The 15,500-nt window shown below is 50.0% G+C and carries 16 protein-coding genes; 7 read left to right on the forward strand and 9 right to left on the reverse strand.

Going from position 1 to position 15,500, the window contains the following annotated elements; translation table 11 throughout:
• Positions 1 to 1,053, reverse strand: a complete 1,053-nt coding sequence (locus H9J30_RS16010) for an HlyD family secretion protein (protein WP_240131896.1) — start codon at positions 1,051 to 1,053, stop codon at positions 1 to 3.
• Positions 1,054 to 1,150: 97 nt separating this feature from the next.
• Here H9J30_RS16010 and H9J30_RS16015 point away from each other — a divergent pair, with 97 nt between their 5' ends.
• Together H9J30_RS16015 and mscL are read left to right on the forward strand one after the other, a co-directional pair.
• On the forward strand, positions 1,151 to 2,113 hold the full coding sequence (locus H9J30_RS16015; RefSeq protein ID WP_240131897.1) for a LysR family transcriptional regulator: 963 nt from the start codon (positions 1,151 to 1,153) through the stop codon (positions 2,111 to 2,113).
• Between the two features lie 174 nt (positions 2,114 to 2,287).
• Positions 2,288 to 2,698, forward strand: coding sequence for a large-conductance mechanosensitive channel protein MscL (gene mscL / locus H9J30_RS16020; RefSeq protein WP_240131898.1), 411 nt, complete (start codon positions 2,288 to 2,290; stop codon positions 2,696 to 2,698).
• Between the two features lie 84 nt (positions 2,699 to 2,782).
• On the opposite strand, the gene H9J30_RS16025 is transcribed toward mscL, so the two are convergent.
• The 7 genes from H9J30_RS16025 to H9J30_RS16055 all read right to left on the reverse strand — a co-directional run bounded on the left by H9J30_RS16025 (position 2,783) and on the right by H9J30_RS16055 (position 10,606).
• A complete protein-coding gene (locus H9J30_RS16025; RefSeq protein ID WP_240131899.1) occupies positions 2,783 to 3,106 on the reverse strand; it encodes an antibiotic biosynthesis monooxygenase family protein in 324 nt (107 codons plus the stop codon).
• A 129-nt stretch (positions 3,107 to 3,235) separates the two neighbouring features.
• The gene (locus H9J30_RS16030; protein ID WP_240131900.1) at positions 3,236 to 6,448 is read right to left on the reverse strand and encodes an efflux RND transporter permease subunit; all 3,213 of its coding nucleotides are present in this window, start codon (positions 6,446 to 6,448) and stop codon (positions 3,236 to 3,238) included.
• Positions 6,449 to 6,495: 47 nt separating this feature from the next.
• The gene (locus tag H9J30_RS16035) at positions 6,496 to 7,821 is read right to left on the reverse strand and encodes an efflux RND transporter periplasmic adaptor subunit (RefSeq protein WP_240131901.1); all 1,326 of its coding nucleotides are present in this window, start codon (positions 7,819 to 7,821) and stop codon (positions 6,496 to 6,498) included.
• Positions 7,822 to 7,826: 5 nt separating this feature from the next.
• Positions 7,827 to 9,185 (reverse strand): TolC family protein, encoded by a 1,359-nt coding sequence (locus H9J30_RS16040; protein ID WP_240131902.1) that lies wholly within the window; start codon positions 9,183 to 9,185, stop codon positions 7,827 to 7,829.
• Positions 9,186 to 9,400: 215 nt separating this feature from the next.
• Positions 9,401 to 9,850 (reverse strand): hypothetical protein, encoded by a 450-nt coding sequence (locus H9J30_RS16045; RefSeq protein WP_240131957.1) that lies wholly within the window; start codon positions 9,848 to 9,850, stop codon positions 9,401 to 9,403.
• Between the two features lie 152 nt (positions 9,851 to 10,002).
• Positions 10,003 to 10,206, reverse strand: coding sequence for a DUF3012 domain-containing protein (locus H9J30_RS16050; RefSeq protein WP_240131903.1), 204 nt, complete (start codon positions 10,204 to 10,206; stop codon positions 10,003 to 10,005).
• A gap of 34 nt (positions 10,207 to 10,240) precedes the next feature.
• Positions 10,241 to 10,606, reverse strand: a complete 366-nt coding sequence (locus H9J30_RS16055; protein ID WP_240131904.1) for a SpoIIAA family protein — start codon at positions 10,604 to 10,606, stop codon at positions 10,241 to 10,243.
• Positions 10,607 to 10,746: 140 nt separating this feature from the next.
• On the opposite strand from H9J30_RS16055, the gene arfB reads away from it, so the two are divergent.
• From arfB to H9J30_RS16075, 4 genes are all read left to right on the forward strand, one after another.
• Complete coding sequence (gene arfB / locus H9J30_RS16060; RefSeq protein WP_240131958.1) at positions 10,747 to 11,175, forward strand: alternative ribosome rescue aminoacyl-tRNA hydrolase ArfB; 429 nt, start codon at positions 10,747 to 10,749, stop codon at positions 11,173 to 11,175.
• Positions 11,176 to 11,276: 101 nt separating this feature from the next.
• Positions 11,277 to 11,717, forward strand: a complete 441-nt coding sequence (aroQ, locus tag H9J30_RS16065; RefSeq protein WP_240131905.1) for a type II 3-dehydroquinate dehydratase — start codon at positions 11,277 to 11,279, stop codon at positions 11,715 to 11,717.
• A 37-nt stretch (positions 11,718 to 11,754) separates the two neighbouring features.
• Positions 11,755 to 12,219 carry an acetyl-CoA carboxylase biotin carboxyl carrier protein gene (accB, locus tag H9J30_RS16070; RefSeq protein WP_240131906.1) on the forward strand — a complete coding sequence of 155 codons (465 nt, stop codon included), beginning with the start codon at positions 11,755 to 11,757 and terminating at the stop codon, positions 12,217 to 12,219.
• Positions 12,220 to 12,237: 18 nt separating this feature from the next.
• On the forward strand, positions 12,238 to 12,915 hold the full coding sequence (locus tag H9J30_RS16075) for an SDR family NAD(P)-dependent oxidoreductase (protein WP_240131907.1): 678 nt from the start codon (positions 12,238 to 12,240) through the stop codon (positions 12,913 to 12,915).
• Between the two features lie 179 nt (positions 12,916 to 13,094).
• On the opposite strand, the gene H9J30_RS16080 is transcribed toward H9J30_RS16075, so the two are convergent.
• Positions 13,095 to 13,853, reverse strand: coding sequence for a hypothetical protein (locus H9J30_RS16080; RefSeq protein WP_240131908.1), 759 nt, complete (start codon positions 13,851 to 13,853; stop codon positions 13,095 to 13,097).
• A gap of 158 nt (positions 13,854 to 14,011) precedes the next feature.
• Here H9J30_RS16080 and ubiD point away from each other — a divergent pair, with 158 nt between their 5' ends.
• Positions 14,012 to 15,493 carry a 4-hydroxy-3-polyprenylbenzoate decarboxylase gene (gene ubiD, locus H9J30_RS16085; RefSeq protein WP_240131909.1) on the forward strand — a complete coding sequence of 494 codons (1,482 nt, stop codon included), beginning with the start codon at positions 14,012 to 14,014 and terminating at the stop codon, positions 15,491 to 15,493.
• The last annotated feature ends 7 nt before the right edge of the window (positions 15,494 to 15,500 follow it).

Below are 15,500 nucleotides of genomic sequence, written 5' to 3' on the forward strand. Positions count from 1 at the left end.
TTAACGACCTAAAGTCGCTGCAATCGCAGCCGTTGGATTGGACGAAGTATCAACCTTCACCACCGCACTTAAGCCCGGCACGATCCGAGCATCCTCAGTTAACTCTAAACGGATCCGCACTGGGATACGCTGCACGATTTTAGTGAAGTTACCCGTGGCATTTTCGGCGGGCAGTAGACTAAATTTGGCTCCGGATGCCGGAGACAGGCTATCGATAACACCAGTAAAGGTCTTGTCGGGAAACGCATCGAGACTCACCTGTACCACTTGTCCGGGTTGCATATGTTGGATCTGGGTTTCTTTAAAGTTCGCCGTGATCCACACTGCCCCATCCGGAACCAAACTGTAGAGTGCCTGGCCGGGCTGCACGTACTGCCCCACCATAGCGCCACGTTTGCCTATCACCCCAGAAAAGGGCGCTGTTACGCGGGTATCATTAAGTTGGATATTAGCCAGCGCCAATGTAGCATCGGCCTGCTCAACCACGGAGCGGGCTTGATTAAGCTGAGCATTAAACACGGCAAGCTCGCGTTGTTTCGCCACCAGCAGTGCCTTGGCTTCATCGAGGTGCGCCGCCGCAGCATCAAACCCCGCTTGCAATTGATCCACATCGTCCTGTGAGCTGTAATTGCTGACTTTTAACTTTTTGGCACGACTTAACTGCTGCTCTGCACGGATGTTATCCGCCTGCGCTGCGACCACGGCGGCGCTCGCTTGGCTGATCAAGGCGTGCTGTAGCTCAACTTTAGCGGCTAAGGTTTGCAGATCGGCCTTCGCACTGGCGAGTGATGCCTCGGCTTGGCTTACTTTGGCGATAAATTGGTTATCTTCGAGCTGGGCTAATAACTCACCTTTACGTACGTGCTGGTTATCTGTCACATCGGATAACACCACATAACCCGGCACTTTTACACTCACATGGGAGATATCTGCCTCAACATAGGCATTATCTGTCGTTTCAATAAAACGAACTTGAGTCCACCAGTAATAACCGCCACCCGCGATGGCGGCGAGTAATAATGGCGCGGCGATGATGAGTTTACTTTTGGACATGAATGACTCCTTGATTAGTGAGTCCTAGTGTACTACTGTCTCACCAAGTTTATTAGATAGTTAAAAATCAACCCACTGTTTCACTGGTGTAACAATCATGGATCTCAATCGCGTGCAGATATTTGCTCAGGTCGTCGAGCAAGGTAGCTTTACGGGCGCAGCCAAAGCCCTCGGACTGACTAAGGCGACAGTCAGTCGCAAAATTGCCGAACTTGAGGCCGATACGGGTACTCAGTTGTTATTCCGTACCACTCGTGCCCTCAAACTCACTGAAGCTGGCTCAAGTTATTACAATCGAATCAACAAGATCTTAAGTGATCTTCAAAGCGCCGAAAATCAGCTCAGTGCCCACCAGCAATTAATCAAAGGCAACCTAAAAATTGTCTGTCCTATCGAATTAGGGCAATTGTTTCTCGGTCCGATTTTTGCCAAGTTTTTAACGCTTTACCCTGATATCACCATTGATGCAGAACTCACTAATCGCAAAGTCGATGTGATAGAAGAAGGTATCGATCTACTGTTCCAAATTGCCGATTCCCACGATAGCCGCCTTCAGAGCTATTCCTTGGTTAATGCCTATAAATCCTTAATGGCCAGTCCCAAATATTTAGCCGAACATGGCACGCCAAAAGTGCCGCAGGATTTAGCAAAGCATAAAGCCATTCGCTTACAGTCAGCCCACATCGAAGGAGCATGGAAGTTATTTGATGGCAAATCTTGGGTGGTGATTGAACCTGTGACGCAATTAACTGTGAATAATGTCACCATCGCCCGCGAAGCGGCCATTGCCGGACTTGGCATTACGGCGGTGCCATCGATTATTGCCCAAGAGGCGATAGAAAAAGGCTATTTAGTGCCACTCCTTGACGATTATCCAATGGTGCAAACCAAAGTGGTGCTCAGTTATCCTAAGCGCGCTTATTTACCACGCAAATATCGTGTCTTTATCGAGTTTATCTATACAGCTCTATTTAAACGCTGGGGATCACAGGTATTGGAAGTGCCAGAATTTATTGACCAGCAAGGACATGCTAATCCACGCCAAATTCAACAATTGTAACACTGACAATGTAAAGCCAGTGTCCGCAAGATAAATCCTTAATCTCAGAATTGCCTTAATCCTTAAGCCCCTATAAGCTTGTCCAGGTAGCAGGCAGCAAAAGCCCCTAAGGTTTTCCTGATACATTTATCGCAATAAAGTTTAACATTTAATCTTATTTCCGGAGGAAACCTAATGAGCTTAATTCAAGAATTCAAGGCTTTTGCGTCCCGTGGCAACGTAATCGATATGGCGGTGGGTATTATCATTGGTGCCGCTTTTGGCAAGATAGTTTCATCCTTTGTCGCCGATATTATTATGCCGCCAATTGGGATTATCTTAGGTGGTGTAAATTTCAGTGATTTGAGTGTTGTACTGCTCGCCGCCCAAGGCGATGCGCCAGCGGTGGTGATTGCCTACGGTAAATTTATCCAAACCGTTATCGACTTTACCATTATCGCCTTCGCGATTTTTATGGGATTAAAGGCTATTAACAGCTTAAAACGTAAACAAGAAGAAGCACCTCCGGCGCCACCAGCACCAACCAAAGATCAAGAACTGTTATCAGAGATCCGCGATCTGCTCAAAGCACAACAGCAAAAATAAGCCTTAAAACTCACTTAGGCAGATTGTTGAGCATAAAAAACCCATCGACTGCGATGGGTTTTGTTTTTAACCAATAGGTCTCGGTTACTCGGCGGCCTCGTGCACGGTTTCGCTATAGTCTTGCACCACTTCTGCGACACGGATCCGATAAGCGTTAAACAGACATGGCACAATCCCAGTTTGCTCGGCAATACTGTGGGCCATTTGATTACGCCATTGGGTGATAGAGGCCATATCTTCCCAAAACGATAGACTTAGCACCTTGCCCTCATCGGTTAAGCTCTGAAAACGTTCGATCGAAATTAATCCCTTGCGGCCTTCTAAATACTGGCGCATTTCAGCGGCTACGTGCAGATATTCTTCCTTTCCTTCTTTCGTGGGAACGACTTCAAAAATGACTGCGATCATACTCTCTCCAGAGATACTTATCCTTAATACCAGCGTTAAGCCTAGCCTATATCGCACACTATAGCTCGCTGATTTTTAAACTTTAACGTTAAGCCTTACCACAAAATCGCGCCAAGGCTTAACGGCCAACTAGTCAGGCAATTTATCGTGACGATATAACCAGCGATATAAGGTCGGTAATACTAATAAGGTCAGTGCCGTAGAGCTAAACAGCCCGCCGATAATCACCACCGCCAGCGGCTTTTGGATTTCACTGCCCACGCCCGATGATACTAAGATCGGAATTAACCCTAAGGCGGAGGTCAAGGCCGTCATCAGCACCGGACGTAATCGTCCCACAGTGCCTTCATAAACCGAGTCATAGAGCGACTCGCCGCTCTGCCTGCGCTGGTTTATCGAATCCACTAACACCACACCATTGAGCACTGCCACCCCAAACAGCGTGATAAAGCCAATGGAGCTTGGCACTGACAGATAAGTGCCGCTGACAAACAGCGCAACGATACCGCCAATTAATGCCAGAGGAACGTTCGCCATGATCAATAAGACCTGCTTCACCGCGCCAAAGGAGAAGTACAACAGCAAGGCAATTAAAGCGATAGAGACTGGCACTACCAACATCAGCTTTTGCTGTGCTCGCTGTTGGTTCTCGTACTGACCACCGACAATCACTGTGTATCCTGCGGGCAAATCGGCCTGAGGCACCAACGCATAGATATCTTTGACCACAGATCCCATATCCCGCCCCGCCACGTTGGCTTGCACCACCACACGGCGCTGCACATCGTCACGGCGAATATTCGGCGGCGCCATTTCCACCTCAACACTGGCCACCTCACCCAAGCGCACAATTGCGCCATTGGTACCACTCAGCAGCAAATCCTTAATCACATCCGGACTGCTGCGAAACTCGGCGGCAAGGCGTAAATTAATGTCGTATCTGGCGTTACCGTCGATCACTTGTCCGGCGCTGGCGCCACCAATGCCTTGGCTAACGAGTGTCATCACTTGATCGACACTGATACCGTAACGGGCAAGTTGTGCGCGATCTGGCCGCACCACCAGCTGCGCCTCACCACTTACCTGCTCGAGGGACACATCCACAGCACCAGGGATTTTCGCCACCAAATCGGTCAACACTTGCCCCTTTTCTGAGAGTACCGCGAGATCAGGACCAAAGAGTTTAATCGCTAACTGCGCCTTCACCCCCGAAAGCAACTCATCGACCCGCGTCGCAATCGGTTGTGAGAAGGTGAGTAGCAGGCCGGGGAAGACGCTGAGCTTTTCTTCCATTAAACGTTGCAGCGCTAAACGCGAGCTAGCCGATTGCCACTCTTCGATGGGTTTAAGGCCAATATAAATTTCGATATTGCTCACAGGCTCAGGGTCGCCGCCTAATTCTGGCGCTCCGATACGGCTCAAGGCATATTCCACCTCGGGGAATTGCAGCAGCATGGCCTCAAGCTTTGGCGCCACATCCAAGGAAGTGCCAAGGCTCGCGGTCGGTGCCAGCGTCACCCTCAGGTTAATCGTGCCTTCCTCTAACTCGGGCACAAACTCGGTGCCGAGTCTAGGCAGTAATGCCATGCTCATGACAAACATAATAACCGCACTGATCACCACCATTTTAGGGCGCGCTAACGTTGCACTGAGCAGTTTGCGATATGCGTTATCCAGCGGCCTTAAGATCACACTTTCTTTGAGCACAACCCCACGTTTAAACAGATATACCGCCAAGGCTGGCACCGCAATTAGCGCCACTAGCAAGGCAGAAATCATCGCTAAAATAATGCTGACGGCCATCGGCTGAAACAGCTTGCCTTCTACACCTTCCAAGGCAAATAGCGGCGCAAACACCACAATAATAATCGCCGTTGCGAAGAAGATAGGACTGCACACTTCTTTCGCCGCCAGCATAATGCGCACGGCCATGCTGTTATCCGCTTCAACGGTGTGAGCACTACCATCCTCATCACCATGGTAAGGGTCGGCTTCACCATCAACACGCGCTCTGGCCAGTGTTAAATGGCGGCGATCCGGCTGAGTTAAATGCTTGAAAATATTCTCAACCATTACCACAGAGCCATCGACCAACATACCAATGGCTACCGCCAAACCGCCAAGGGACATCAGGTTGGCCGACAGTCCGTAATAAGACATCACCATCAGCGCCAAACCAATAGAAACGGGAATCGACAGTAGCACCAGCAAGGTGGCGCGGATATTCACAAGGAACAGCGCCAAGATAACCACAATAAACACAAAAGCCATTAACAGCGCATCGCGCACTGTGGTAACGGCCTTATCCACTAAGTCCGCTTGATCGTAAAACACCTCAAAGGACACGCCCTTCGGTAGCGCCTGTTCAATCAGATTAATCCGCGCATCGATATCATCAATCGTCGCCTTAGTGTTAGCGCCCATGCGCTTAAGCACTACGCCCGCGACCACTTCGCCCAAGGCTTGCGCCTGACCGGCCTCATCACGGCGCGTCATAGTCACGGCACCTACGCGGATCTCACTGCCAAAATCGACCTTTGCAATGTCACCCACTCGCACAGGCGTGCCTCGTACTTCAGTGAGTGGAATTTGGGTAATCGAGGCAAGCCCTGCCTCTCCGGCAGGCAACATACCATAGCCTCGAACCACTAATTGCTCTTGGCCTTGATCCATAAACCAGCCACCAGCGTTACGGTTATTGCTTTCGAGCGCCTCACTCACCTGCGCCATCGACAAGCCATAAGCACGCAACTTATTAGGGTCGACCTGCACTTGATATTGGCGAACTTCGCCGCCAAAAGATAACACATCGGTCACGCCGCCAACGGGCATCAAGATAAGTTTGACGAGGTAGTCGTTAAGACTACGCAGCTCGGCGGCATTGATGCCTGCACTTGGATCTGCCCGCAAAATATATTGATAAATCTGCCCCAATCCAGAGGTGTTAGGGCCAATTTCTGGCACACCCACCCCGCTTGGGATCATCTCCCGCGCCGCCTGTAACTGCTCAAACACTTGCTGACGGGCAAAGTAAATATCCGTGCCCTCAGCAAATACCACGGTCACGATGGACAAGCCAGTGCGCGATAACGAACGCACTTCAGTCACCGCTGGCAAGGCGTACATGGCCGATTCGACCGGATAACTGATGAGTTTTTCTACCTCTTCGGCGGCCAAGCCCTCAGCCTCGGTATTGATGGTCACCTGTACGTTGGTGACATCGGGAAAGGCATCGAGATTCAATTTGGGCAACATGGCCACACTGGCAGCGACCGCCGCCAGCAGCGCCAACACCACTAATAGCCGATTTTTAATCGCGGCTTCGATTGCTTTTTGCAACATAAGAATTCCTTAAGCGAGAACCATAGGCACAGTTATAGGCATCGCAATTAGTGGGCATGAATATCAAAACCGGCCTTAGCCTGCTCCGAGGCCAAGAAAAATGCGCCTTCTACCACTACTTTTAGCTGTGCCTGCTGCGCTTTATCGAGCTCACTGCCGCGCACTAAACTCAAGCCACGCTGACGCTGTACCAGCTCCACCTCAATGGCTTCAAAACCATCCTCATACTGAATAAAGATCTGCCAATCACCGTCGCTGCTGCGGGTTAACGCTGCATCGGGCAGAACAATCCCCGATGAAATACCTGACCCGCCACTCGCCGCAGCCCTGTTTTGTGCAGCATCGGCAATATTTTGAGAGGCATCGGCAAAGTACAGCTCAGCAAATTGCCCGGCGTGCAAAATATGATCAGGGTTTGGCATGCTGACTAACACTTGCTCGGTGCGTGTTACGCTATCCAGCTCGTGGGAGCGGCCGATAATTTTGCCAGCTAAGGTTTTATCTCCCACCTGAATCAACGCTGGAGAGCCCACATTCACATTAACCGCCTGTGCGGGCGTTAGCTGGGCCTCCACCCAAAGGTGCGACTCATCGGTCAATTGCATTAATGGCGTGCCAGCGCTAAACACTTGCCCCAGCATGGCGATATCTTGCTGCACCCGACCGTCGATAGGCGCCAGTAATTGATAACTGCCAATGGCTTCAGGCGTCGATTCCAGTGCACGAATTTGCGCGGGCGTCATCTTAATGGCCTCTAAAATAGCCCGTTTAAGTTCGGCATCCACCTGCGCCTGCATCCGCCGACTGACGCTAACCGCACCTTCACTCATGCGCTTGATTCGACTCCATTCGGCAGCGGCATTAATGTAGTCCGCCTGTGCCTGCGCAACGGCTGCGCCACCCAAGGTAAGTAAAGGCTCACCCTTTTTCACCTCTTGGCCGGGAACCACATGGCGCGCTTGAACACGCACATCTAGCTGTGGCGCTAAGGTTGCCGTTTTATCACGGTCAACCACTAACGTGGCCGTCGCCCGAACATCGAGGTTTAAATTGGTAAGACTTAAGCTGTCACTGCTCAGGGGTAACAGGCGAATTCCCGCCAACTCCAACTGCGCAGGCGTAAAAGTTAGCGCTTGCTCGCTATGGTCATCATGTGCTTGCTCGGCAGCGGTATTCTTAGCGGTGTCGTTAACTTGCTTTTCAGCAGCATGATCATGGCCTTCTCCAGCAAACGTAGGCGTGGGCGCAATCAAGGTTAACGAGGTGAGCATCAGCGCCAGTGCTAAACGGGAAGGTGTAAACACCGATGTGAAGCCCGTGGCAGACAGATTGCCTAAAGAATGGAAAAAAGATTTCTGAGTAGTTGAATTCATTAGTGTTACCTCACGATTGACTTTGCTGGCACGGCGTTAGTGGTTGAAGTGGATGGAAAGGTGTCAATAAAAGGCAGCAGTTGACCGCTGTCCCCCATCCAGGTTAACCAGCTCTGATAAATCGCCGTTTCGAGGTTTAAACCGACCAAATAACTGGCCGCAAGCTGACGCCGACTTTGTAAATACTCACTGGTACTCATATCCCCCGAACGCCACTGTTCACTTAAGGATTTAGCGGCTTTACTTCCTGAGGCTTCAACTCGCTCACGCCAATCTTGATAACGTGCTAATAAACGGGGTAAGGCATTGTTAAATTGTGCCTGTTTGGCCGTTAGCACTCGCTCACGGGCAAGGTAGTTTTGCTCCGCGATGGCGATGCCTTTGTCGGCAACAGACTGTAACTCACTGTAGTTATTACGCACCTGCAAAGGGATAGCCACACCAATGCCAAGCTTGTTATCACTCCCTTCTCGCTCGAGACCGAGGTTGATGGTGGGATCCGCCGCCGTGTCCGCCTTAACCTTCAAGGCATTGGCCTTAGCCAACAACACCTGTTGATGGGCACTGGTTAATGCAGGTAATTCCGCCTTGGGTGAAATCATCGACACAAATTGGCCAATTTCAGAGATAAACTCCCTAAACTTGAGCTTATCAACCCCAAGTAACTCAATCACTTTACCATCGGCGACTAAAGCGGCTTGTTCGGCCAAGGCATAATCGGCGGTATTGCTTGCCAGTTCGAGTTTAAGCAGTTGCAACTCAACATCGGATAAATCCCCCGCCGCAAAACGCTGCTCGGCAATATTGAGTTGTGCTTGGGTGAACCTTAATTGCTGCTCTGCAAAGGTCAGCGCCTTTTGGCCTTGCGCCTGCTCGGCTAATGCCAATAAACGCTCAGCCAACATTTGGCTACGCTCTAAGCGAATGTCCGCTAACAGAATTTGGGCTTCAAGTTGTGCAAGGCGAGTTGCCACGCCGCGCTTATCTCCCCAATCTAAGGTCTGGCTCAAGCCAACGGTGTAGGTATCGGTTTCCGAATTTTGGTAATTGAGTCCAAGCTCAGGGTTATAAACGGCGCGATCCGCCGCAGCAATGGCAAGCTCTGCCTGTTGCTGCCGAGCAATTTGCGCCTGCACTTCCGGTAACTGATTAATTTGCTTGAGTAACTCGGGAAGCCACTGGTCGAGAGATACTTGAGTTTCGGAGGTTAATTGATCGCCTTCGGCCAATAAAGGACCAACAGCCATTGGTGCTTGGGCTGGTAAAACTGAATTTGCTGCAACAGCTTGGGAAACCTGTCCAGCAGCGAGCACTAACGTGCTCAACAGGCCAAACAGTGTTTGGGCGATAATGGTTTTCTTCATCGCAATTCCTAACAATATCTAAATAGGATTGGCCCCACGCAATAGGCGTATAAGTACCAATCGAATGCATCCCTTAAGCAAAATGTCGATTAAGCTCAATGCGCTAGCGCGAGCTAGGCCGTAAAAGGCCAGAAATCGATGCTTGGGGATAAATAAAAAGGCTCATTACGGCAAGCACTTACGAAGCGCAGCCAACGATAAACAGATATTGGAAGTTAAACGATGGGTGGACGATATTTAGGTAATTGATCAGGCGGGAAATAGGTTAAATCCGTTGGCACGTAGGCCGTTTCAAGTGCTGTTAGGGATTGGTTTTCAGAATGGGATAGCAAAGCCAGATGACCACCGTGGCATTGGCAGTCTAGGCAAAGATCAAAATCTTGAATTTCTGTAATTTGTACTAAATGTGAGTGACCACTCGCACTTGCTGCTGAGATCCCTTCGTTGAGTGCGGCTTCGCCAAACATCTCGGAATGAGACCCAAATGTTTGTTCAGTTGGGCAAACACAATCCAAACATTGGACTAAGGTAGTTACGGGAGCACTAAATTGCAGATGGGGATGATTTTCAGTTTCTTCGACGCCATTGCCCGCATGTAACTGATGGGCACCCAAATTCGCGCCCGCAAATTGCAGCACGATAATGGCTATCAGTAGGGTCACCATTCGGCTAAAGAATGGCTTAACGGTCGAAATCAAATATCACCTATTAACAATTCAGAGAGGGTTGGTGCAAATATCTGACAGTCATTTTAAACATAAGTTCACAGCTTGCAAGTCAGCACGAGCCAAGCTGTGATGCTATTCACCTGAAATATTTACTTAAATACGCAGTGTTTGGCGTAATCAGCGGCTTCATTTGCCGTCCAATCACCCGAAGGTTTTTCCTTCATTTGCTTACACCAAGCGTCACTGCCGACCTCTGGCGCACAGGCGCTTAAGCCCGCAGTAAGGGCCAACACTAAGCCCATCGCACCCAGTTTAGCGCTCGGTTTTACCGTCATAAATTTCAAAAAAGACATCATTCATTCCCTATCAGTTATACCCACTGGGCCATTAAAACGTTGAACGTTTAGCAATCCAAGCGATCGCTTTGGCTTTTTGCTCCAAGGGGAACCAAGCCACCTCGCCCTGCATAAAGGGACCGAGTAACCGCACCGCATTACCCACCCAATCGGGGCCGCCCACAAAAACTAGGGCTTCAAAATTAGGCAGTTGCACTTCGCCACTGCCCGTTAACGATTCAAATTCCCAACCTTCAAGTAAAACGTCGGCCTCAATATACAGGCAAACCTGCCCCCAATCCTTGCGGTAACTTTTAATTGCTGGCTGTAAACGAGTCCGATAATCGGAAGAAGAGAGTCGACCACTAGCAAAAAGACTAATAACACCCTTAGCAATATCGGGGATTTGGCATAACATAAAGGCACTCCGAAACGAGAACACTATTTTGCGAACGGGCAACTTTGCGAACAAGCAACCACGCCTGCCCTGCAAGAATGCGCCCGATGATAACAAATCTATTGAAAAGCCATAAGCAGTTATTGCCAGCTTCTCAATCCATGCCTAAGTCTGCCATGATAAAAATCTCAAACCGTGTGGAACTTCCTGAAAATGAAATCGAGTGGCAATTTATCCGCTCAAGTGGGGCTGGCGGACAAAATGTGAATAAAGTGTCCACCGCGGCGCAATTGATTTTTGATATTAAAAACTCCTCATTACCCGAGTTTTATCAGCAGCGCCTGTTGCAAAAAGCCGACCATAGGATTACTGCCAGTGGCAAAATCATCATCAAATGCCAGGCGAGTCGCAGCCAAGATGCCAATCGACAAACCGCCTTGGCGCAATTTATTGCACTAGTTGCCAGTGTCGCGGAAGTCGCCAAAAAACGTATCCCCACCCGTGCAACCAAAAGCAGCCAAACCAAACGCTTAGACACCAAAAAGCAACGCGGCGCCACTAAGGCTATGCGCCAATTAAAGTTGGATTAAACCTACTTAAGCGGTATCGACATTCATAATGCAAAATCCGCCCGAACAGGTTAAGTTAATGACATTCCATCTGTTAAGGCATGTCGTAAAAGGAAAGCGTAATGAATCATAAAGTTCTGCTCATCAATGGCCCCAATTTGAATCTCCTTGGCCGCCGCGAGCCCAGTGTTTACGGTCATCAAACCTTAGCTGATATTGTGGCCCTACTAAGCGAGCAAGCTCAGGCTGCTGGCGTGCAGCTTGAACATATTCAATCGAACGCCGAATTTGAGCTGATCAACGCTATCCATGCCACCGATGCGCAGATGATCATTATCAACCCCGCGGCCTTTACCCACACCAGTGTTGCCCTGCGTGATGCGCTACTTGGGGTGGATATTCCCTTTTACGAAGTGCACTTATCCAATGTTCATGCCCGCGAACCTTTCCGCCACCACTCCTATTTGTCCGATAAGGCGATTGGGGTGATTTGCGGCTTTGGCGCCCAAGGCTATGAATTTGCCTTAGCGGCAGCGATAAAAAGACTGAAATCCGCGACCTAATACGGACAGTAAAAGCTGGCACAGGGAGTATCAAACGATGGCCGTTGACCTGCGGAAAATTAAAAAACTGATTGAATTAGTACAAGAATCTGGGATTGCAGAGCTAGCGATTACCGAAGGCGAGGAGTCTATCCGCATTACGCGCTACAGCCCGCATCCTGCGAGTGCACAAGCTGGCGCGATAAGTTCCACACAATCCTCGGTACCGCTCCCAAAGCCCACTCAATCCCGCAATGCCATGCCTGTGATTGAAGGCTTTGTGCAAGTATCGCCCATGGTGGGCACCTTTCATGCTGCGAAAAACCTCGCAGATGCACCATTAGTTTGCGTGGGCCAAAGGGTGAGCCAGGGAGACATACTCTGCATTATCGAAGCCATGCGGATGCAAAATCCCATCGAGGCCCAGCGCGATGGCATTATTGGCGCGATTTGGGTGAAGGAGGGGGATGAGGTCGCCTTCGATCACCCCTTATTCACCATCATCGAATCAGATATTTCCTAATAGAATTAAGAGGTAAAGATGATACTGATTACTGGCGCAAGCAGTGGTTTAGGCGCCGCACTCGCTGCACTCTATGCCAAGGATAACCAAGCACTCACCTTAACTGGCCGCGATGCCAACCGCCTGCATACTGTGGCCAATGCCCTCAGTCCATTTTCACAACAAGCGATTACGGCGATTGCTGCAGACTTAAGTGATGAAGCAAGTGTCGAAGCGCTGTTTGATGGCCTCACCGACTCGCCAAATACTGTTATCCACTGCGCTGGCACTGGTTACTTTGGTGCCCTTGAAAACCAAAGCGCGCGCGAGATCCAAACACTGCTGAATAACAATGTCACTTCAACCATTCTATTAGTGCGCGAGCTGGTGAAACGCTATAAAAATCAAGCAATCACAGTTGTTGTGGTCATGTCTACCGCCGCCCTTGCCGCTAAGGCGGGCGAGTCAACCTACTGCGCTGCAAAATGGGCAGTTAGGGGCTTTATTGAATCGGTGCGTTTGGAGCTAAAGCAAAGCCCTATGAAGTTGATTGCCGTTTATCCCGGCGGTATGGATACCGGCTTTTGGCCAAGCAGTGGCAAATCGGTAGACACTTCAAGCTTTATGTCCGCCGATGAAGCCGCGGGCATGCTCAAACAGGCGCTACTCGCCACAGAACATGGCTACATCGCCGATATCACCATTCAACGGGGTTAAGGAAATGAATCTGCAGGCGACCAATTGAATGCCACCGAATACCATGGTGCGCAGCGTAGAAACTAAAACTGGCATTGGGCAGCTGCAAGTAATTTCTACACGATTCAATAAAGCGACTACAGGCTGAAAAAACAGGAGCCCACTCGGGGCTCCTGTTATAAAGCGTTGATAAAAATGGATTACTTAACTAACTGCTCTTGATAGGTTTGGCTATTCCAATCAAAGGCATAAAGCGTGCCTTGCCATTCATATAAGGTACGGCCATCTTGCTGCACTATTCTGGCATTGCTCGGCAGACTCGACACACTGCGCGCCGCCCGCACCCGGGGAACCGCGGCAGTTGGCTCCGCTGAGACGGTTGATGCTCTCGCCGTCGAGGCCGTAGACATTATAGTTGCGCTATTGGTTGGCATATTCGACACCATCCGACCTTCGCTCGGCGAATATTGCATGCTGGTGGTAACACGCACAGGCGCAGAAATGGCCACTGGCGTATCATCATAGCCCGTCGGGATCGACAAACCGATGCCCGAATAAGGCGAATGCCAGTAACGCTCGCGATTCCAACGCCAGTCGTCATTCCATATCCCATCATTCCAGCCATAGCCAAGGTTCCAGCCCGTCGCTAAGCCAACTCCTAAACCCAATCCCCAAGGATAATAGGGACGGTAATATGGGCGATAGTAACGATAGCTATCACTATGTTTATGATGCTTTTTATAGTGATTATCTTGGCGCCCATAACTCTCGCTATAGCGATCATTTGTGCCTCGATCCCCCGCAACCGCCCAATCTGGCGCGGCAAGACCACCGATCAACAATGCGCCGAGTAAAGACAGGGCCAAGCCTGTTTTATGCCAAGGCACAACCGGTTTACTTAAGTAAACGGATTGAAGTTGAAGGCATTTATCTTTAGCAAGGAATGAAGATAGCGTCATATAAACCTCGAGATACCGGGCACGGGTCAAATAAACATCGACCTAAGACAAGCATTTTACGCTTCCAAAGCTTGAAGATCACTGAATAGGTTAACCCTAAAACAGAAAAATGCTATAGTGCGCGCCACACGGATTTCCACTGCAGAGGCTATTTCCACATGAGTTTTAAGGATTTACGCAGCTTTATTGATCATCTGGAAGCCAATGGCGAACTCAAACGCATTAGCTACCCCGTTGATCCTCATTTAGAAATGACAGAGATCGCCGATCGCGTTCTGCGCGCCAAAGGCCCTGCACTCCTGTTCGAAAATCCCACAAATCACTCCATGCCAGTGCTGGCCAACCTCTTTGGTACCCCCAAACGTGTCGCCATGGCACTGGGTAAAGACGACCCGCTCGCCCTGCGCGAAGTCGGTGAGCTGCTGGCATTTTTAAAAGAGCCTGAGCCACCACGCGGTTTTAAAGACGCAATTGCAAAAATTCCTATGTTCAAGCAAGCCTTGAATATGCCGCCCAAGACAGTGCGTAATCCCGCCTGCCAACAAGTGGTTAAAACTGGTGATGAAGTCGATTTAACCCAGCTACCTATTCAGCATTGCTGGCCAGGCGATGTGGCGCCGCTGGTCACATGGGGCTTAACCATCACCAAAGGGCCGCGTAAGAGTCGCCAAAACCTAGGCATCTACCGTCAACAATTGCTCGGTAAGAATAAGCTCATTATGCGCTGGCTATCACACCGCGGTGGCGCGCTTGATTTTGCTGATTTTAAAGAACAATTCCCCGGCGAGCGTTACCCAGTGGTGGTTGCCTTAGGCTCAGATCCTGTGACTATTTTAGGCGCGGTCACCCCAGTACCCGATGCGATGAGCGAATACGCCTTCGCAGGATTACTGCGCGGCGAGCGCACCGAAGTCTGCAAAGCTTTAAGCTGTGATTTAGAAGTGCCCGCCAGCAGCGAGATTATCCTCGAAGGTTATATCGACCCTAACGAAATGGCCGAAGAAGGCCCCTACGGCGACCACACGGGTTACTACAACGAGACGGATAAATTCCCCGTTTTTACCGTGACTCATATTACTCACCGTAAAGATCCGATTTACCACAGCACCTATACTGGCCGTCCACCGGATGAACCCGCCATGTTAGGTGTGGCACTCAACGAAGTGTTTGTGCCGATTTTGCGTAAGCAATATCCTGAAATTATTGATTTTTACCTTCCACCCGAAGGTTGCTCTTACCGGATGGCGGTGATCTCGATTCGTAAACAATATCCTGGCCACGCTAAACGGGTGATGATGGGCGCTTGGTCCTTCCTGCGCCAGTTTATGTATACCAAATTTATTGTGGTGGTGGATGACGATGTCAATTGTCGCGACTGGAACGATGTGATTTGGGCCATTACCACCCGTATGGACCCGAAACGCGATACCGTGATGATCGATAACACCCCTATCGATTACCTCGACTTTGCCTCCCCTGTAGCGGGCTTAGGCTCAAAAATGGGTCTCGATGCCACCAATAAGTGGGAAGGCGAAACCACCCGCGAATGGGGCACGCCGATTGTGATGGACCCTAAGGTTAAGCAAAAGATCGACTCAATCTGGGATGAGTTAGGCATAGACGACAGCCCAACCCTATAATTCAGCT

It is taken from the genome of Shewanella cutis, from assembly GCF_022410515.1.
Lineage (GTDB): Bacteria > Pseudomonadota > Gammaproteobacteria > Enterobacterales > Shewanellaceae > Shewanella > Shewanella cutis.